Below are 19,191 nucleotides of genomic sequence, written 5' to 3'. Positions count from 1 at the left end.
TGAATACGAAATGTGGAAAATGGGCTCAACTCGCGGACTAAACGTCCGCGCTACTTGCTCAAATAAGCGTGAATACCGCGCGCCGTGAGCTTGGCCTCGGCGGCGGCGTTCACCACTTCGGCCCCGCCATTCCAGGCATCACCGGAAGCGAAATATTTGGGGTTCGACGTTTGCCCGGTATGCGCATTGGCGATGATGCGGCCTTTACCATCCAGTTTCAGGCCCGGAATCAGGCTCAGAAACTCCGTTTGCTTGGCCTGGCCAGTGGCTTTAATCACCATATCGCAAGGCTCCACAAATTCAGAACCGGCGATTTCCGACACTTTGCCGTCCTTGGTTTCGGTGCGGATAAATTTTACGCCCGCCACGTAGCCATTACCCGTAATTTCAACCGGCGCCACATTGAACAAGCCCTTCACCCCTACCCCTTTAGCCAGGTCGTATTCGAACTCATAAGCGCCCATTTCTTCCTTGGCCCGGCGGTAAGCCAGAATCACGTTTTCCGCCCCCAGACGCGAAGATTCGGAGGCGGCATCCATGGCGGTATTGCCGCCACCCAGCACAATTACCTTGCGGCCCACGGCAACTTTATGCTGGAACTCACGCAGTTCGGCAATAAATTCTACCGCGCCGGTGCAATTTATTTTATCCTCGCCGGGCAATCCCAATTCATTGGTTTTTCCGAGGCCAATACCCAGGAAAATAGCATCATATTTATTTTCCAGCTTTTCTAATTCTTCACGCGAAGAAATAGCTGAATTAAAATGCACATTGTAGCCGAATTGCGATTGCAAATAGGCCATTTCGGCCAGCGTTTCTTCGTTGGTAATTTTATACGGTGCAACGCCGTAAACCGTCAGGCCCGAAGGCTGCGCTTTGGCTTCAAAAACATCAACATCATAACCTAAAGAGCGAAGCTCGCAAGCCGCCGAAATACCAGCCGGACCCGCCCCAATTACCGCTACTTTCTTGCCGTTATCCGCCCCGGGGCCGAACAGCTTTTCGCCGTTTTTAATCACCTTGGTGGTGGCAAAGCTTTGCAGGCGGCCAATCTCTATTGGCTTCACTTCCTGCAGGTTATACACACATGCACCTTCGCACAGCACTTCTGTGGGGCACACTTTTCCGCAGGCATTGCCGAAGTAATTGGCTTCGTAAATGGTGCGCGCCGCGCCGGTGTCGTTTCCCGAGTTTATCTGACGAATAAACTGAGGAATATCAATCCCCGACGGGCACGCTTTTATACACGGCGCATCAAAGCAAAAAAGGCAGCGGGAGCTTTCGTAAAGCGCCTCGGTGCGGTTCATCACCGGCTTCAGCTGCGCGAAATTTTCCGCGAATTGCTGCTCGGTGGTAGGTGTAGAAAATTCAGCCATTGGGGAAGGTTAATTTCGAAATTATTAGTGAATAAAAAAACGGTCATGCTTCGACTACGCTTAGCATGACCGTTTTTATGTCAGCCAAGCGCCTACAATTCCACCAGTTTCTCGTAGGTTTCGGGGCGGCGGTCGCGGAAGAACTGCCAGGTGTTGCGCACTTCGTCAATCATGTCGAGGTCGAATTCAGCCACAAGCAACTCGTCCTTGTACTCGTCGGCTTCGGCAATTATTTGGCCGCGCGGGTCCACGAAATAGCTTGTGCCGTAGAAACGGCCCAGGTTCCAGGGCTTCTCTTCGCCTACGCGGTTGATACAGCCCATGAAATAGCCGTTGGCCGCCGCGTGGGCGGGCTGCTCCAGCTTCCAAAGGTATTGCGAGAGGCCGGCCACGGTGGCCGAAGGGTTGTACACGATTTCGGCGCCGTTCAGGCCCAGGATGCGGGCGCCGTCGGGGAAGTGACGGTCGTAGCAGATGTACACGCCTACTTTGGCGTATTTGGTCTGGAACACGGGGTAGCCCATGTTGCCGGGCTTGAAGAAGAATTTCTCCCAGAAGCCAGTGGTGTGGGGGATGTGGTTTTTGCGGTACTTGCCGAGGTAAGTGCCGTCGGCATCAATTACGGCGGCGGTGTTGTAGAGGAAGCCGGCCGACTCGCGCTCGTACACGGGCACAATCATCACCATGTTGTATTTCTTGGCGTATTCGGCCATGCGGTCCGTCGTAGGGCCGGGCACCGACTCGGCAGAAGCATACCATGCTTTGTCCTGGCCGGGGCAGAAATACGGGGTGTTGAAGATTTCCTGCAGGCAGAGAATCTGCACGCCTTGGCGGCCGGCTTCTTCGATGAGCGGAATGTGCTTCTGCACCATGGCTTCCATGATTTCGGCAATCGTGCCTTCGCCTTCGGTCATCGGCAGGCTCATCTGGATGAGGCCGGATTTAATAATTCTGGGCATTGTTGGGGGTGAGAATGAATGGAGTTGAGTTAAGTCGTAGCGAGTGCCGTGCGGCAGGAATTACCGGCAAGTCACAACGCTTTAAGTTGTGATGAAAGTCAATTCAAATTAAACAGCCCAAAGCGGGCTTTAAATTAAGCAAAAAAACGGTCATTTGTACGCCCTACACACTAGGGCACAGCAAGAAATGAATGCCTGAAAGCATTCGTAATGTCAGCCGGTCCGTTGGCAATGATAATTGCCTGTTAGAAATTGGTTTTGCCGCGCTTGATAAACTGTCCGTACCCTTTGGCTACTTTGGTTTCTCCGGCATCTACGGCCACCTTTCCGCGGAGTAAAACTGTGTCAATCTTACCAGTTAGCTCCCATCCCTCGTAGGCTGAGTAGTCACAATTCATGTGGTGCGTATCGGCCGAAATCGTGTGTTTTTTATTGGGGTCGAATATCACCAAATCCGCATCGGCGCCAATACTGATAGTGCCTTTGCGCGGAAATATGCCAAATATTTTCGCGGCATTGGTGGAAGTTACTTCCACGAATTTATTCAGCGTTATTTTACCCTTGTTCACGCCTTCCGAAAACAATAATTCCATGCGGTGCTCCACGGCGGGGTGGCCATTGGGAATTTTCGAGAAATCGTCCTTGCCCATCAACTTCTGCTCCCACATAAAAGGACAATGGTCGGTGCCAACAACGTTGACCAAGCCTTGATTCAGGCCTGCCCAGAGCGTAGCCTGGTCCTTCTTTTCGCGTAGCGGCGGCGACATTACCACTTTCGCGCCGTTGGCTTCGTCTTCATAAAGCGAAGCATCCAGCACCAGGTACTGAATGCAGGTTTCGACCAGCATGCGCTGGTTGCGCTCGGTGGCGCGGCGCACCTGGTTGAGGGCGCCCTCGCAGGTGAGGTGCACGATGTAGGCGTTCACGCCCGTGTAGTTGGCAATGTCGGCGAAGCGGCCGGAGGCTTCGGCCTCAGTCACTTCGGGTTGCGAGAGGTAATGGTAGAGCGGCGTGAGCTTGCCCTGCGCCCGGTGCTGGGCGATGAGCGTGTCAATCATGTCGCCGTTGGTGGCGTGGGCCGTCACGAGGCCGCCGTGCTTTTTCACTTCCTGCATCAGGCCTACCATCTGAGCGTCGTCAATCATGAGCGCGCCTTTGTAGGCCATGAAGGTTTTGAAGGAGGTGATGCCCTCGGCCACCATGTCCTTGATTTCCTCCTTGGTGCTCGGATTAAAATCCGTCACGGCCATGTGGAAGCTGTAGTCGCCCACAGCGTTGCCAGTGGCCCGGCCACTCCACTCCTCAAAAGCTGAACGCAACGAATTCCCCTGCTTTTGTAGAATGAAATCGATGACCATCGTGGTACCGCCGTGCAGCGCAGCGCGGGTGCCGGTTTCGTAGGTATCGGACGAAAACGTACCCATAAAAGGCATTTCAAGGTGCACGTGCGGGTCGATGCCGCCGGGCACGATGATTTTGCCGGTGCAGTCAATTACCTCCGCGCCATCGCCTGAAAGGTTGCGGCCGATGGACACGATGGTTTCGCCTTCAATCAGAATATCGCAGACGGCGTCCGAATCGGCGGTGACGACGCGGCCGTTTTTGAGGAGGATGGACATGTTGTGGCGTGAAACCTCACCCCCAGCCCTCTCCCCAGGAGAGGTGAGCTACGGCGGCGCGGGAATGCAGTTTGAATTTATTGCAGTCTTATAAAATCGGCAGGCTCCCCTCTCCCCAAGGAGAGGGGTCGGGGGTGAGATTAGGCGAGGGCAGTTAGTACACGTATTTATCCGCAATGCTAATGGCCTCGCTGATAATGGCCAAGCCCTCGTCAATCTCCTCCTTGTTGATGCTCAGCGGGGGGCAGATGAAGATGTAGTTCCAGCGCACGAAGGTGTACATGCCCAGCTCGCGGATTTTGGCGGCTACCTGGTTCATGATGTCCATTTGGGCGGGTGTGGCGTTCCAGGGGGCCATGGGCTCTTTGGTTTCGCGGTTTTTCACCAGCTCCAGGCAGCCGAAGAGGCCGGTGTTGCGCCAGTCGCCGATGCTGGGGTGGAGGTGCATGAGCTGGGCCACTTGCTCGTCCATGTATTTGCCCATTTCCACGGTGTTTTCGAGCAGGTTGTCCGTCTCGTAGATATCGAGCACGGCCACAGCGGCGGCGCACGAAACCGGGTGGGCCGAGTACGTGAGGCCGAGTGGCAGCGGCTTGTCGTCGAAGGATTTGGCAATTTTCTCATCCACCATCACGGCACCCAGGGGCAGGTAGCCGGCAGTGATGCCTTTGGCCATGCACATGATGTCAACTTTGACATTGTGGTGGTCGGAACCGAACCACTTGCCGGTGCGGCCGAAACCCGACATCACCTCATCGGCAATAAGCAGGATGCCGTGCTTGTCGCAGATTTCACGAATGCGCGTCCAGTAGCCGGGAGGATATTTGATGCAGCCGGACGTACCCGACTCGCCTTCGAGCACGATGGCGGCCACGCTGCCGGGGTTTTCGTAGCCAATGATGCGCTCCATGGCATCGGCGGCGCGCTGGGCGCACTGCTCGGGCGTTTCGGAGTGCCAGGGGCAGCGGTAGAAAAACGGATTTTCGACGTGGATGGTGCTGGGCATGGCTTGGCTATCCACGGCAAATTTGCGGGGGTCGCCGCCCACGCTCATGGCGCCGTAGCTGGCCCCGTGAAACGACTGGTACAGCGACACAATCTTGTGGCGACCGGTGTACACCCGCGCCAGCTTGATGGCATTTTCGATGGCCTCGGCCCCGCCCAGCGTGAAAAACGCCTTGGTGAGGTTGGGAGCCGTGATTTCAGCCAGCCGGCGGCCGAGGTCGCCGCGGGCCTTGGTAATCATGCCGGGGTACACGTAGCTGAGCTCGCGCATCTGGGCGGCCACGGCCTCGGTAACGCGCTGGTCGCCGTGGCCGATGTTCACGTTCATGAGCTGGGCCGAAAAGTCGATGTAGCGCTTGCCGTCGCGGTCGTACACGTACACGCCCTCGGCGCGCTCGGCGTTGATGGGGTTCAGGCCCGTTTGCTTGGACCACGAGAAGAGCGTGTGGTCGAGGTTATCGTGCAGGATTTGGTCTTTGTCGGTGGCGAAGGTGGTTTCCATTTACTTAGCTGTTAGCCTTTAGCTGTTAGCTATTAGCTTTTGTATCGTTGTAATTATTAGGGGCTAATAGCTATCAGCTAAAGGCTAACAGCTCAATCCAAACTAGCTCATCCAGTTCACCCTCGACTCCGGGTTCCACTTGGTCGTGGTCTTCTTGAGTTGCGTCCAGAACTCAATCGAGCTTTTGCCGGTGATGTCGCAGGCGCCGAATTTCGACTCGTTCCAGCCGCCGAAGGAGAAGGGCTCGCGGGGCACGGGCACGCCGATGTTCACGCCAATCATGCCGGCGTTGGCGTGGTCCATCACATAGCGGGCGCTGCTGCCGCTGCTCGTGAACACGGCGGCGGCGTTGCCGTAGGGGTTGGCGTTTTCGATGGCCAGGGCCTCGTCCAGGGTGTTGGTGCGCATGATGGCGAGCACCGGGCCGAAGACTTCTTCCTGGGCAATGCGCATGTCGGGCGTCACGTGGTCGATGACGGTGGCGCCCACGTAGTAGCCGTCTTCGTGGCCGGGCACCACGGCGTTGCGGCCGTCGAGCAGCACCTTGGCGCCGGCCGCTTCGGCTTCGCTGATGTGCTTTTCGATGCGCTCCTTGGCTTCTTTGCTGATGACGGAGCCGAGGTTCTGGCCGGCCACAATCTTTTTGGCTTCTTCCACAATTTTAGCCACGATGCCATCCACAGCCCCCACTCCTACCATGGTGGAGCCGGCCATGCAGCGCTGGCCCGCGCAACCGCTCATGCTGGCGGCCACATTCGAGGCCGTCATCTCGGGGTGGGCGTCGGGCAGCACCATGAGGTGGTTTTTGGCGCCGCCGAGGGCAACGCAGCGCTTGAGGTTGCTGGTGGCGCGGATGTACACCACTTTGGCAATCTTGGTGGAACCCACGAAGCTCACGGCCTGGATTTCGGGATGGTCGCAGATGGCTTCCACAATTTCCTTGTCGCCGTTCACGATGTTGAGTACGCCATCGGGCAGGCCGGCTTCCTTCAGCAGCTCGGCGATTTTGACGGCGCTGAGTGGCACTTGCTCCGAGGGCTTCAGAATCATGGTGTTGCCCAGCACGATGGCATTCGGGATGGTCCAGTGGGGAACCATGTTGGGGAAATTGAACGGGGCGATGCTGGCCACCACGCCCAGCGGCTTGCGTTCGGCGCGGGCTTCCACGCCCTTGCTCACCTCCAGAAATTCGCCCTGAATGAGCTGCGGCATGGAGCAGGCAAACTCGGTCAGTTCGATGGCTTTTTCGACTTCGGCACGGGCTTCGTCGTAGGTCTTGCCGTTTTCCTCGCGCACGAGGTCGGCGAGGGCTTTCATGTCACGCTCCAACAGCGTCTTATAGCGATAAAAAATTTGCACCCGCTCCTTAATCGGCGTGGCCGACCACGAGGGAAAAGCGGCTTTGGCGGCCTGTACGGCGGCGTCGAGCGCGGCGGCGTTGCTAAGCGGCAAGGTGGAAATCAACTGCCCGCTAAGGGGGCTAAATACGTCCATGGTGGGCGTAGAGGCACTTTCTACCGACTGGCCAGCCACGTAGTTACGAATGGCCGGATACTTCAATGTTTGAACTTCCATGTTACCTTATTGTTAAGCGGGGTGCAAGCTAAGGGTTTTGCAGGATATGGAATAATTCCACAATCGTTTCCGAGAGAAATATTTTTAAACTCACTCACATTCAACCAACTATTTCATCCAAAAAATCTACCTAAAGTAATCAGGCGCAGGCGAGCCACCAATGTAGCTTGCCTGCGCCTGAATATTTTACCTGCGGTGGGAGCATTTACGTCACCTCACTTCTTCGCCGTGCTTATTAATACTAAAGCTGCGGCCTCCTTGCTTCACCCGGGCTTTGCCATCGACAAAATCGGAAGCCTGCTGGTAGCGGCCGAAAGGCTTGGTGCCTCGGGCGGGGTCGGTGAGGTAATCAGGGGTGATAAAGGTGTAGCCATCGGTGAGCTTCACGCGGGCCAGACCGCCGGCAAAGGAGTAGGCTTCTTTGAAGATGACGGGCGGCGTATCGGGCTCGTCGGGGCCGCTGATGTAGTGCCAGCCGCGGTGGTCGAGTACGGCGGCATGGCCTTCGGCGAAGTCGAGGGCGTTGAAATAATAATGGTCAAATTCCTGGCCTTCTTCGTCGATGAACGTGTAAGCATCGCCCACCCGGGCGCGGGCGTAGTCGCCAGCGTAGGGATTGAGGGCATCGTAGGAGGCGGGGATTATTTCCTTGCCCTTTTCATCCACGAACCCATACGCGCCGTTTTTCGCCACCACGGCCTGCCCTTTCTCAAACGGGCTGGCAGCTGTGAACTGCGCCGGGATTACGGGCTGGCCGCTGGCATCGGCGTAGCCCCAAAGGCCATTTTTCTGGAAAGGAACGGGCGGCGTGCTGCCAACATGACTCAGCCCCCAAATGCCCAGGCTGAGCACGGCCGCGGTGGCCGCCGCCAGCACGGCACGGGGCTGGGCCTGCCCCCACTCCCGCGCCTGCCGTAGCCGGGGCCGCAGCGTAGCGGCGACCGCCTGCGCACGGGCGCGCAGGTGCTCAAGGCGGTTGGAGCGCGCGAGAACCCGTGGTGATGCTTCGGCATCTGGCTTTGCAGTAGCAGTTGCCGAGGAGCTAACTCCTGCCGAATCTGGCCCCCTTTCTACGGGTTCGGCACAAAGCGCGTCAGATTCGATAACACCAGAGGAAGTAGAGGCAGCAGCGACGGGCTTGCTTTTAGCAACTGATGAAGCTGCCGGGGCGGGCGGGGCAACGGGATTTGTTGGCGGAAGTGGGGCCGTTATCGGCGGGGCGGCAGCCGGCGAAATAGCGGCCGGATTGGCACTTAGCTGCCCGATGAGTTGGCTGAGCTGCTGAATCTTGGCATCCAGCTCCTGATTGCGGGCAGCCAGCTCATCGCGGGAGGCTTGCATTTCGGCTTCGAGGGCGGCTTTTTCGCGGGTTTCGGCCCCGAGGCGCGAGACGAGGGCGGTGGCTTCGGCCGCTACGGGCGGGGCTTGGGCCAGCTCGGCGCGGAGCTGAGTAATGCTGCGCTCACGCTCAGCTTCGCGGGCTTCCAGGGCCCGGAGCTGGGTGTTGAGGTCGGCCTGCATTTGCCGGCGCAGGTCTTCGAGCTGCTGTTTTTCCTCGTTGCGGGCGCTGAGGGTATTGGCGTAGCCGTAGGGCAGGTCGTCGTCGGGCACGTCGTTGGCCCCGAGCCAGCCCCAGAGGGCGCGGGCCTTCTGGCCCAGGAAGCGGCTGGCGCTGGTGGTATTGGCGGTGGCACGGGCCTGCGCGCCGGGTGGCGCACCGGCAGCCGGCGCGGCTACGAAGGCGGCCCATTCGGCGGTCCACTCGGCAATATCGTTGGCGGTGAGGTTGATTTCAGGGGTCGCCAAACTCCGCAAGCAGATTGGCAATTCGACCACGGTATTTATTCGGAAGCCGGCCGGAGCTTCTTCCAAAGCAGCTTCCGCATCGGCACTAAATTCAACGGGCGCTTCGAACAGCACTAACCCAGAAATCCCACTCAAATCGGCCTGCTCAGGCGTGAAACGCGGCTGCAGCCAGGCGGCCAGCGCGGCTTTCTGCTCCCGAAACTGCTCAAAGGGATTGTCAAAATCCTCGGAACGAGGCACGGGCGTGCCATCGAGTAGCCAGCGGCCATAGCCCAGGGCAGGAATACTGAGCCGGCCACCACGGGGCGCCAATATCAGCAGGGTAATACTGTGCGGGCGCACCACCACCGCATCGAGCGGGGCGGTGCCATCGGCCAACACCAGGTTGCCCAGTAGCAAGGTATCGGGGCCTGCCTCGGCCTGCAGCGCGGCTTGCACGGCGGCAAACTGCCCGGCGCGGGCCGCATCAGGGAAAGGAGACGCGAGAAAATAATGAACCATGAACTACTGAAATACGCGGCCGGCCGCTAGTCGTCGCCCCTGCCCCGGCCATGGCCCTTGCCGTGGTGTTTTTTGTGCTTTTTAAATTTGAATTTTCCTTTGCCTTCGTCATCATCCGGGCCAAACAATTGTTCCAGCAACGAAGGCGCAGGCACGGGGCGGGCACTGCGAACGGATACCGGCATCGGGCGCGCGCCCAGCGCCAAGGCTCCATTGGCGGCGGTACGCACGGCCACGGGACGGCCGCGCAGGTCGCAACCCTGGCCCTCGCGCAGCTCGATGCGCTGGCCGGTGGGGCTCACCACGAAGCCGTCTTTGGTGACGGTGGCGCCGGTGGGCAGGTGGGCGTCGCGGGTCATGGGGCGGGGCTGGCCATTGCGGATTACCTGCATCTGGCCGTTGCGGCGCTGAAAGCCGTCATTGTTCGGCGTTTGGCGGGCGTGCGCCGGCCCAAGTAGTGCCAGCAAACCGGCAACGGCTCCGCAAAGCCAGAAGGTGCGCAAAAACATAGTATGGAGTACCCTGAATAGACAAAGCCGCACGGCCCGGGAGCCGGCGGCAAGCCGTATACGTCAAATAAGAAGCCAGGCTGCTTCGATTTGTATTATCCTGCCCGGTCCTGGAAACCGAGCAGCAGCACTCCGGTTTGTTGCGGGCTGTTACTGAGGGCGCAGCAGCACCCGGGCGGGCGCGCCGTCGCTGTCCACAATTTTCAGCGGCAGGCACAGCATTTCGTAGTCGCCGGGCGCAATGTGCTGCAAAGCCAATCCCTCAATCACACAGATACCGGCATCGAGCAGGGCGTGGTGGGCGTCGGCTTTTCCCACCGACAAGTAGTCGACTCCGACGCAGACCACGCCCGCATCGCGCAGGAAAATGGCTGCGTCACCGTCCAGGGCCACAAAATCGGGCTGAAACGGCATGGTGCTCCACTCCGAATCCGACATGCGGGTGCGGAACAACAGGCGGGCGCCGGGCTCAATTTCCAGGCGTTGCACTTCGGCCAGGCTGATGCTTTTGGGGTCGGCGATGGCTACCACCCGGGCCGGGCCAATAAGTTGGGCCAAATCTAACGTGGTGCTGTCGCCGGCATTGGCGGTAAAGTGCAGCGGGGCATCGACGTGGGTGCCGGTGTGGGCGCTCATCGACACTTCAGTGACGTTGGCCGCCGCGCCGGCAGCGATGCTGAGCGTCTTTTTGACGTGGACGGGGGCGTTATCGGGCCAGTGCACCATTCCGTTGCGGATGGGCGTGGTGGCGTCTAGCCAGGGGGTGGGGATGGGCATGGGCTTTGGGTTAGATTTGGTGAAGTGAGCTTGTCATGCTGAGCGCAGCGAAGCATCTGGATTTATCCGATGAGAGCAAGTCAGATGCTTCGCTGCGCTCAGCATGACAGGCAGCTACACCCCGATTCTCGGCTGCAGCAGCTTGGCAATCAGTCCGGTCCAGCCCGTTTGGTGGCTGGCGCCGAGGCCGTGGCCGTTGTCGCCGTGGAAATATTCGTGGAACCAGAGATAGTCGCGGAAATTGGGGTCGTTTTGCAGCTGTTTGTCGTCGCCGAAGCAGGCGCGGCGGCCAGTTTCAGGGTCGCGCAGGAATAGCTGGGTAAGGCGCGTGGTGAGGGCATCGGCCACTTCGAGCAGCGTTACCGTTTTGCCGGAATTGGTGGGGTATTCTACTTTGAAATCGTCGCCGTAGTAGTGGTGAAAGCGTTGCAGCGACTCGATGAGCAGGAAGTTCATGGGCATCCACACGGGGCCGCGCCAATTGCTATTGCCGCCGAAAAGGCTGGTTTGCGACTCGGCCGGCTCGTAGTTGACGGTGAACTGGGTTTCGGTGCCCCGGAAGATGAACGGGTGCTCCAGGTGGTAGCGCGAGAGGCTGCGCACGCCGTAGGGCGAGAGAAATTCAGCTTCGTCCAGCATCCTCGCCAGCAGGCGCTTCACGCGGTGGCCGCGCAGCAGCGAGAGCAGGTGTCGCGCCCCTTTGCCGGGCTCCTGCCAGCGCGAAACCAGCGATGCCAATACGGGCCGATTGTCCAGAAACCAGTTCATGCGGGCCAAGAATTCCGGCGCGCCCTTTAGCAAATCCTCGTCAATCACCTCCACCGCAAACATGGGAATCAGGCCCACGAGGCTGCGCACTTTCAGCAGTTCGTGGCCGCGGTCGGGCGTGTTCAGGGCATCGTAGTAGAACTCGTCCTCGTCGTCCCAGAGGTCCATGTGCTCGTTGGCCACGTTGGTCATGGCCTCGGCGATGTAGAGGAAATGCTCGAAAAACTTGCTGGCCAAGTCCTGGTACACTGGGTTGGTCTGGCTGAGTTGCAACGCAATGCGCATCATGTTGAGCGCGTACATGGCCACCCAGGCGGTGCCGTCGGCCTGCTCCAGGAAGCCACCGAAGGGCAGTGGGGCCGAGCGGTCGAACACGCCAATGTTATCCAACCCCAAAAATCCACCCTCGAAGATGTTGCGGCCGTCACGGTCCTTGCGGTTCACCCACCAGGTGAAGTTGAGGAGCAGGCGGTGGAAAATGGTTTCCAGAAATTTCACGTCGCCGTGGCCGCCGCGGGCCTTCTGGTCCATTTTAAACACACGCCAGGTGGCATAGGCGTGCACGGGCGGGTTCACGTCGCTCAGCTTCCACTCGTAGGCGGGCAGCTGGCCGTTGGGGTGCATGTACCAGTCGCGGCACAGGAGCAGCAGCTGGTCTTTGGCAAACTGCGCGTCGAGCTGGGCCAGCGGCAGGCAGTGGAACGCCAGGTCCCAGGCCGCGTACCAGGGGTATTCCCAGGTATCGGGCATCGAGATGATGTGCTGGTTGTTGAGGTGCACCCAGCCGGTGCTGTTGCGGCCTTCGAGGCGCTCAGAAGGCGGAGGCGGGAAGGCGGGGTCGCCGGCCAGCCAGCGGGGCACGTCGTAGTAATAGAACTGCTTGCTCCAGAGCATGCCGGCGAAGGCCTGCCGCTGCACCAGGCGAGCGTCGGCGCCGGGCAGGTCGCACTGCAGGGCCTGGTAGAACTGGTCGGCTTCGGCCAGGCGCAGCTTCAGGGTCTGGTCGAAATCGACGAAGGGAGTTTTCAGGTCGGGCGCGGCCAGGCGCAGGCGCACCACCCGGGTAGCGCCCGCTGCGATGGCCAGCTCGTAGTGCGCGGCGGCTTTGGTGCCGGTGCGGGCGGGGTTTACGGCCCCGGCCTGGCCGTGGAGCAGATAGTCGTTGATGCCGTCTTTGAAAAACTGCTCCGTGGACGGGGCATTGTGCAGCCGGCCGTTGTTGGTAGCGTTTTCACAGAAAAGCAGACCGGGCGCTTCGTCGCAATACAGCGTGAAAGCGCCCAGGTCGCGGTGCTCGGCGTGAATGTGGTTATCGGCAGTAGCGGCCAGGCGGGGCCGGTAGGCATCCTCGCCCCAGGCCCAGGTGTTGCGAAACCAGAGCTGCGGCAGCAGGTGCAGCGTGGCCTCGGCCGGGCCCCGGTTGACGATGGTGAGCTGGATGAGCACGTCCTCGGCATCGGCCTTGGCATACTCTACAAATACGTCGAAGTACTTGTTTTCGAGAAATATGGCCGTGTCCATCAACTCAAATTCCGGCTTCATGCGGTCGCGGCGGGCGTTTTCCGTCACCAGCCACTCGTAGGGGAAAGCGTGCTGCGGGTACTTGTACAGCATCCGCTGGTAGGAGTGCGTGGGTGTGGCATCGAGGTAATAATAGACCTCCTTCACGTCCTCGCCGTGGTTGCCTTCTGGCCCGCTCAGCCCAAACAGCCGCTCCTTGAGAATGGCATCCTGCCCGTTCCAGAGGCCTAGGCCGAAACAAATGAGTTGCTCGTCGTCGCAGAAGCCGGCCAGGGCTTCTTCGCCCCAGCGGTAAGCGCGGCTACGGGCCTGGTCGTGGGTGGTGAAGTTCCATGCGTCGCCGTTGGCGCTGTAGTCTTCGCGCACGGTGCCCCACTGCCGGTCGGCCACGTAGGGGCCGAACTTGCGCCAGGGTTTGGTACCAGCATTGGCTTCCTGGAGGCGGGTTTGTTCGGGGTTCATGCTTTCAGTTAACAGTTATCAGTGTGCAGTTATCGCTACAGTTAATTGCTATTAACTGCTCACTGATAACTGTTAACTGAAATCAGCCATTGTCGGCGAAGCCGGGGTACAGGGTCATGCCGCCGTCCATGAAAATGGTTTGGCCGGTGATGTAATCGGCTTCGTCCGAAGCGAGCCAGGCGGCGAGGTTGCCGATGTCGGCGGGGTCGCCCACGCGGTTGTAAGGAATGAGTGTTAGCAGGGCTTTTTCTTCCTCGGGCGTGTCGCGGGCCGAAAGGTTGATGGGTGTGGCAATGGCCCCGGGGGCAATGCTATTGACCCGGATTTTGTGCGGGGCTAGCTCCTGCGCGGTGCTTTTCATAAGCTGCATGATGCCGCCCTTGCTGGCCGCGTAGTTCACGTGGCCAGCCCACGGAATGACTTCGTGCACCGAGCTCATGCAAATGAGCTTGCCGGTGGCGCGGGAAATCTCGGGCTGCTCGCCGCGTCGGATGAACTCGCGGGCTCCCTCGCGCAGGCACAGAAACTGGCCGGTCAGGTTCACGTCAATCACCTTCTGCCACTGGGCCAGGGTCATATCGACGAACTTCGCGTCGACCTGCAGGCCGGCGTTGGCCACCACAATGTGCACCGTGCCAAACTGCTCGATGGTTTGCTTGAACATGGCCTGCACCTCGTCTTCCTTGCTTACGTCGGCCTTGATGGCCAGGGCCGTGCCGCCGGCCGCCTCAATGGTGGCCACGGTGGTTTTGGCACCCTCTTCGTCGTGGCCGTAGTTCACCACTACTTTGGCCCCGTGGGCGGCCAGGGCCACGGCTACGGCCACGCCGATGCCGGAACTAGCCCCCGTGACGAGAGCAATTTGATTGGCGAGACGCCGGGGGTCGGGAGTGGCCATGCGGGAAAGCGGGATTTTGGTGAAGAGCGGATTGAAGCAGGCCCAATGCTACGGCACCGGCCCTGTGCTTCTGATGAAGCACACGGCCCGGCCGATTCGGGACCTTACGGTTAGGCTTACGCGACGACCGGGGCTAGGTTCAGGAATTGAAAAGCCCGGTGGCCGCTTACGACCACCGGGCTGCCGATTCGTTAATTCGTGGGCGGGGCCTAACCCTGCGCCGCGAGGCGGGCACTGCTTCTTTTCGCGGGCACCCCGGCCGTGGGGCTCAGGCTGACCCGGAGGGTGTGGCGCGTGCCCTGCTTCGCCACCGAATAATCGACCCCAAAGCCATAATAGCCGCAGATTTGCTGCACAATGCTCAGGCCCAGGCCCGGCGACTCGGAGGCGGCGTTGTGCTTGCGGAAGCGCTCGAAGAACCGGGCCGGGTCGCCCTCCACGGCCGGGCCGGTGTTGGTCACTTTCAGCTCGGCTTTCGACAATGACACGGCCAGCTCGCCGCCGCGCACGTTGTGCTTCACGGCATTTTGCAGCAGGTTTTGCAGCAACGAATCGGCCAGGCCGGGGTGCATCTGCACCACCACGGGGCCGTGGCTGACGTCGAGGCCGTAGCGCAGCTCGCGAGCTTCAAACAGCGGTTCGAGCTGGGCCACTTTCTCCTCCAGCAATTGGTCGAGGCGCACGGGCTGGGCCTCGGCAAACTGCCGGTTTTCAATCTTGCTGAGCAGGCTCAGGGCTTGATGCAGGCGGGAGAGCCGCAGCGTGGCCCCGTAGAGGTCGGCCACGAGCGGGGCGGCGGCCGGGTCTTCGGCCAGGGCGGGCACCTGCAGCAGCTGCTCCAACTGGGCCTGCATGATGGCCAGGGGCGTCTGGGTTTCGTGGGCGGCGTTGGCCGTGAACTCGCGCAGATGTTCGTAATCGGTCACCAGGCGCTGACTGAAACCGTTCAGGGCCTGGTTCAGCTCGGCAAACTCGGCCACGGCCGGCGCGGGCAACGCCAGGGGCCGGTGCTGCTGCAAATCGTACTGCCGCAGGGCCGCCAGCGTGTGCCGGAACGGCGCCCACAGCCGGCTCGACAGCCAGCGGTTCAGCGCCACCATGCCGCCGAGCAGCAGGGCCAGCACACTCAGCATCACGGCCAGCACCACGCCCAGCAGGTCTTCGGCTTCGACCAATGACTTACGCAATGACACCCACACCGGCCCCTCGCCGCGCACCGTGAGCGGAAACGTGAGCTGCCGGTGCGGCACCATTTCGTGTTCGATGCGGTCGAGCAGCACTGTGTCGCGGAAGCCCAGCGGGCGGGGCGTGCGGCTGATGTCGAGCAGCACGGCCAGCTGGTCGACGGGCAGCAGCTCGTTGGCCTCGGCCTTGGCCAGCAGCTCGCGGCGGCGGTCGGCCAGCTGTTCGCTCACCTCGGTGCGCAGCGCCCAGTTGATGCCGTAATAAAGCCCCAGGCTCCCGCCCACGAACAAGAGCAAGGCCAGTAGTAGGTAGTAGCGAGTGGTAGCGTTAAGCAGGTTCATGCAGAGACGGCGGAGAAGCGCGGGGCGGGTGCAATGATACGAGTAACCTACGGCCCGCTTCTGTTTCTTTCCGTGTCGCTTTACTCGTGGCTCAGCTTGTAGCCCACGCCGTACATTGTCCGGATGTAGTTGTCGGCGCCCTTCTCCTGAAGCTTTTTGCGCAGGTTTTTGAGGTGGGTGTAGATGAAATCGAACGAATCGGCCGCGTCCACGGCATCGCCGCAGAGGTGCTCGGCAATGGCTTCCTTGGTGAGGATGCGACCGGGGTTGGCCAGCAGGTACAGCAACAGGTCGTACTCCTTGCGGGTGAGGGTGAGGTGCTCGCCGCGCACGTGCACTTCGGCCAGTTCGGGCAGCACGAGCAGGTCGCGGAAGGTGATTTGCTGCTGGCCCTGAAACTGGCGGCGGCGGATGATGGCCCGCAGCCGGGCGTTGAGCTCAGAGAGGTGGAAGGGCTTGATGAGGTAGTCATCGGCGCCGAGGTCGAGGCCCGCGATTTTGTCGTCGAGCGCGTCCCGGGCCGTGATGATGAGCACACCGGCCGGCGAGCCGTCCGCTTTGAGGGCGCGGAGCAAATCCAGGCCGGAGCCGTCGGGCAGGGTCAGGTCGAGCAGCACGCAGTCGTACTGGTAGAGCTTGATTTTTTCGTGGGCCTGCGCAAAGTCGGCGGCGGCTTCCACCAGGTAGCCGGCCTGCTTCAAAGAGCTCAGCAGGGCGGTGCGCAGGGCGGCTTCGTCTTCAACAAGGAGAATTTTCATGAGCGAGTGGCCGAAGGGATGGCGGCACAGCCGCGAAGGAAGGCCCAAAGTTTGTATATATTCTGTGCCCTTGTGCGTATGAGGGACTTCAAGCTGATAAGCGGCCGATTCTCTTCAGAATTGGCCCGCAGCTTTGTGGCGCTTACCATCCTCCCCTGTCTGTTGTTCGCTCGCTTTTCCTGCCTGATTTGGTGCCTGACCTTGAGCGGGCTGCCGGCGCTGTTTGCCGGCGCTGCCCGCGCCCAGACCGGCGCGGCCCCAGCCGTTCTGGCCCCTTTGCCGGCCGTGGCCCCTACCCCTGCCAGTCCGCGCCGGCTCGATGATTTCCTGCTGGTGGCCCGCCAGAACAGCCCGCTGCTACGCGAAACCGCCAACCAGGTGCGCCAGAACCGCCTCGACAGCCTCGTGAGGGCCCGCCAGAACGGGGTGCAGGTGGGCGGCATCGGCTCGGCGCTGTATTATCCGTCCATCACCAACAACCAGGGTGAAAGCGTGCTGGGCTACGACAACGCCATTTCGAACGGCGGCAACTACGCCGCCATCGCGCAGGCCACTAAGCCCATTCTCAACCGCTTCCAGCTGCAGAACGACTACCAGATTCTAGCCAATCAGGGCCAGGTGCTGCGCAATACCGGGCGCTTGTCAGCGCTGGACCTGCGCCGCAGCATCACCGACCAGTTCCTGACCGCCTACGCCGCCGAAACCCAGCTCACGTTCAGCCGCACGCTGCTCACTCAGCTGCGCCAGCAGGACGCGCAGCTCCGCCAGCTGGTGAACGGCGGCATTTTCAAGCAGACGCAGTACCTGAGCTTCTACCTCTCGGTGCGTACGCAGGAGGTGACCGTGGAACAAAACCGCCTGGCCTACCGCCGCGAGCTGGGCACCCTGCGCGCCCTGGCCGGCGTGGCCGATACGGCCCTCGTGGCCCTCGAAGCCCCTACCCCACCCACCCACCGCCCGCTGGCGGGCCTGCTGGCCCCCGCCCAGCGCCAGTACACCCTCGACAGCCTCCGCCTGTTGCTCGACCGCCGCGCCGTGGATGCCAATTACCGCCCCAAAGTGAGTGCCGTGGTCGATGCCGGCCTGCAATCCTCGTCGTACCTGCCCGTGGCGCTGGCCCACAGCGTGGGCATCGGGGGCGGCTTGCAGCTGAATATTCCGATTTTCGACGGCCACCAGCGCCAACTGCAGTACCAGCGCATCGAGCTGAGCGAGCAGAGCCGGCGCGGCTACCGGCAGTTTCTCACGGTGCAGCGGCAGCAGCAGTACGAGCAGCTCGAAGGCCTCATCCGGTCCTCAGATGCGCTGCTGGGCCGCATCCGGGAGCAACTGCGGGTGGCCGATGCGCTAGTGGGCGCCGCCCGGCAGCAGCTGGCGACGGGCGATGTGGCCATTCTCGACTACCTGAACCTGGTAACCAGCTACCGGACCCTGCAATTCAGCCTAACCCAGGCCCAGACCGACCAGCTCAGGAGCCGCTTTGCGCTGGATTACCTGGCCGAGCAGTAGAGACGCAATATTTTGCGTCCCGTCGTTGCTGACGTTGTTTTAGCCGCACAGCAGGCGCGGTCCCAGTCGTTCAACGACGAGACGCAAAATATTGCGTCTCTACTTCGTTCGCCTCTTTTTTACTTTATGACCTCCCTTCCCCGCCGCTTCCTTCTCCTCCTCACCTTCGCCAGCCTTTCGGCTTGCGGTTCGAAAGACCCGGCCGCTGCCGGCGATGCTGACGCCGAGGAAGAGCCCGCCGTGAAGCCCAAGGCCCTGGTAACCATTGGCACTGTTCAGAGCGATACCCTTACGGACGTGCTGCGGCTGAGCGCCGTGTCGGCCTTCCCGGCCAAGGATGCGCTGCGGGCCACCACCGCGGGCTACGTGCTGCCGCCCTCACCAGTGGTGGGCCAGCAGGTGCGGGCCGGCCAGACGGTATTCACCATCCAGACCAAGGAATCGCGGACCCTGCACCTGGATAAGCTCACCGGCGACCCGCGCCTGCGGTTCAGCGGCATCATCCCGATAAAATCGGCCCGCAGCGGCGTGCTGGCCACCGTGGACAAGCTGGCAGGCGACTACGTGCAGGACGGCGAGCAGCTCGGCCTCACCTACGACCGCAGCCGCTTCGGCTTCATCCTCGACGTGCCCGTGACGCAGCTGCGCTACGTGCATACCGGCCAGAGCTGCCGCATCCTCCTCCCCGATGGCCGGGTGCTGACGGGCCGCGTGGCCGAGGTGCTGGCCACCGCCGATGTCAGCATTCAGACCCAGCGCTACACCATCCGGCCCACCGGTCAGGTACCGGACCTGCCCGAAAACCTGGCCGTGCAAGTCGAGCTGGACCGCACGGCCCCGCGCCAAGCCAGCACCCTGCCCCGCGGCGCGGTGCTCACCGACGAAACGCAGACCGAGTTTTGGGTGATGAAGCTGCTCAACGATTCCACCGCCGTGAAAGTCCCCGTGACGGTGGGCGCGCAGGAAAAGGACCACATCGAAATCAAAGCGCCGCGCTTCAGCCCCCACGACCGGATTCTGCTCAGTGGCAACTTCGGGCTGGACGACACGGCTGCCGTGAAGGTGACGCGGCCCGTGGCGGCCGAAAAGGAATAACAAGGCGAATTGCTGGCACGCATCC

At 61.0% G+C, this 19,191-nt stretch carries 14 protein-coding genes; 2 read left to right on the top strand and 12 right to left on the bottom strand.

The annotated features are described in order from the left end of the window. Positions 1-50: 50 nt before the first annotated feature. From I7X13_RS00965 to I7X13_RS00910, 12 genes are all read right to left on the bottom strand, one after another. On the bottom strand, positions 51-1,376 hold the full coding sequence (locus tag I7X13_RS00965; protein WP_198074023.1) for an FAD-dependent oxidoreductase: 1,326 nt from the start codon (positions 1,374-1,376) through the stop codon (positions 51-53). A gap of 92 nt (positions 1,377-1,468) precedes the next feature. After that, complete coding sequence (locus I7X13_RS00960) at positions 1,469-2,335, bottom strand: nitrilase-related carbon-nitrogen hydrolase (protein WP_233454624.1); 867 nt, start codon at positions 2,333-2,335, stop codon at positions 1,469-1,471. 245 nt (positions 2,336-2,580) lie between these two features. After that, positions 2,581-3,954, bottom strand: coding sequence for a dihydropyrimidinase (hydA, locus tag I7X13_RS00955; RefSeq protein ID WP_198074022.1), 1,374 nt, complete (start codon positions 3,952-3,954; stop codon positions 2,581-2,583). 154 nt (positions 3,955-4,108) lie between these two features. Further along, the gene (locus I7X13_RS00950; protein ID WP_198074021.1) at positions 4,109-5,461 is read right to left on the bottom strand and encodes an aminotransferase class III-fold pyridoxal phosphate-dependent enzyme; all 1,353 of its coding nucleotides are present in this window, start codon (positions 5,459-5,461) and stop codon (positions 4,109-4,111) included. Between the two features lie 102 nt (positions 5,462-5,563). Next, a complete protein-coding gene (locus I7X13_RS00945) occupies positions 5,564-7,036 on the bottom strand; it encodes a CoA-acylating methylmalonate-semialdehyde dehydrogenase (RefSeq protein ID WP_233454623.1) in 1,473 nt (490 codons plus the stop codon). A 210-nt stretch (positions 7,037-7,246) separates the two neighbouring features. Continuing rightward, complete coding sequence (locus I7X13_RS00940; RefSeq protein WP_198074020.1) at positions 7,247-9,343, bottom strand: WG repeat-containing protein; 2,097 nt, start codon at positions 9,341-9,343, stop codon at positions 7,247-7,249. A 26-nt stretch (positions 9,344-9,369) separates the two neighbouring features. Next, positions 9,370-9,852, bottom strand: a complete 483-nt coding sequence (locus I7X13_RS00935) for a DUF6799 domain-containing protein (RefSeq protein WP_198074019.1) — start codon at positions 9,850-9,852, stop codon at positions 9,370-9,372. Positions 9,853-10,002: 150 nt separating this feature from the next. After that, positions 10,003-10,629 (bottom strand): cyclase family protein, encoded by a 627-nt coding sequence (locus I7X13_RS00930; RefSeq protein ID WP_198074018.1) that lies wholly within the window; start codon positions 10,627-10,629, stop codon positions 10,003-10,005. A gap of 114 nt (positions 10,630-10,743) precedes the next feature. Further along, positions 10,744-13,380 (bottom strand): MGH1-like glycoside hydrolase domain-containing protein, encoded by a 2,637-nt coding sequence (locus tag I7X13_RS00925; RefSeq protein ID WP_198074017.1) that lies wholly within the window; start codon positions 13,378-13,380, stop codon positions 10,744-10,746. Between the two features lie 82 nt (positions 13,381-13,462). Next, a complete protein-coding gene (locus I7X13_RS00920; RefSeq protein WP_198074016.1) occupies positions 13,463-14,278 on the bottom strand; it encodes an SDR family oxidoreductase in 816 nt (271 codons plus the stop codon). Positions 14,279-14,487: 209 nt separating this feature from the next. After that, positions 14,488-15,804, bottom strand: coding sequence for a sensor histidine kinase (locus I7X13_RS00915; protein ID WP_198074015.1), 1,317 nt, complete (start codon positions 15,802-15,804; stop codon positions 14,488-14,490). Positions 15,805-15,884: 80 nt separating this feature from the next. Then, complete coding sequence (locus I7X13_RS00910; RefSeq protein ID WP_198074014.1) at positions 15,885-16,562, bottom strand: response regulator transcription factor; 678 nt, start codon at positions 16,560-16,562, stop codon at positions 15,885-15,887. A gap of 162 nt (positions 16,563-16,724) precedes the next feature. Here I7X13_RS00910 and I7X13_RS00905 point away from each other — a divergent pair, with 162 nt between their 5' ends. Together I7X13_RS00905 and I7X13_RS00900 are read left to right on the top strand one after the other, a co-directional pair. Next, positions 16,725-18,071, top strand: a complete 1,347-nt coding sequence (locus tag I7X13_RS00905; RefSeq protein ID WP_198074013.1) for a TolC family protein — start codon at positions 16,725-16,727, stop codon at positions 18,069-18,071. A 126-nt stretch (positions 18,072-18,197) separates the two neighbouring features. After that, entirely contained in the window at positions 18,198-19,166 is a 969-nt protein-coding gene (locus tag I7X13_RS00900) for an efflux RND transporter periplasmic adaptor subunit (RefSeq protein ID WP_198074012.1), read from the top strand. Positions 19,167-19,191 lie beyond the last annotated feature (25 nt).

The sequence above is a fragment of the Hymenobacter negativus genome (assembly GCF_016056375.1).
Lineage (GTDB): Bacteria > Bacteroidota > Bacteroidia > Cytophagales > Hymenobacteraceae > Hymenobacter > Hymenobacter negativus_A.
This window is presented reverse-complemented; position numbering and strand designations above follow the sequence as displayed.

Coding starts and splice junctions, on each gene's coding strand:
- I7X13_RS00965 (WP_198074023.1), bottom strand. CDS start 1,376: ATGGCTGAATTTTCTACACCTACCACCGAGCAGCAATTCGCGGAAAAT.
- I7X13_RS00960 (WP_233454624.1), bottom strand. CDS start 2,335: ATGCCCAGAATTATTAAATCCGGCCTCATCCAGATGAGCCTGCCGATG.
- hydA (WP_198074022.1), bottom strand. CDS start 3,954: ATGTCCATCCTCCTCAAAAACGGCCGCGTCGTCACCGCCGATTCGGAC.
- I7X13_RS00950 (WP_198074021.1), bottom strand. CDS start 5,461: ATGGAAACCACCTTCGCCACCGACAAAGACCAAATCCTGCACGATAAC.
- I7X13_RS00945 (WP_233454623.1), bottom strand. CDS start 7,036: ATGGAAGTTCAAACATTGAAGTATCCGGCCATTCGTAACTACGTGGCT.
- I7X13_RS00940 (WP_198074020.1), bottom strand. CDS start 9,343: ATGGTTCATTATTTTCTCGCGTCTCCTTTCCCTGATGCGGCCCGCGCC.
- I7X13_RS00935 (WP_198074019.1), bottom strand. CDS start 9,852: ATGTTTTTGCGCACCTTCTGGCTTTGCGGAGCCGTTGCCGGTTTGCTG.
- I7X13_RS00930 (WP_198074018.1), bottom strand. CDS start 10,629: ATGCCCATCCCCACCCCCTGGCTAGACGCCACCACGCCCATCCGCAAC.
- I7X13_RS00925 (WP_198074017.1), bottom strand. CDS start 13,380: ATGAACCCCGAACAAACCCGCCTCCAGGAAGCCAATGCTGGTACCAAA.
- I7X13_RS00920 (WP_198074016.1), bottom strand. CDS start 14,278: ATGGCCACTCCCGACCCCCGGCGTCTCGCCAATCAAATTGCTCTCGTC.
- I7X13_RS00915 (WP_198074015.1), bottom strand. CDS start 15,804: ATGAACCTGCTTAACGCTACCACTCGCTACTACCTACTACTGGCCTTG.
- I7X13_RS00910 (WP_198074014.1), bottom strand. CDS start 16,562: ATGAAAATTCTCCTTGTTGAAGACGAAGCCGCCCTGCGCACCGCCCTG.
- I7X13_RS00900 (WP_198074012.1), top strand. CDS start 18,198: ATGACCTCCCTTCCCCGCCGCTTCCTTCTCCTCCTCACCTTCGCCAGC.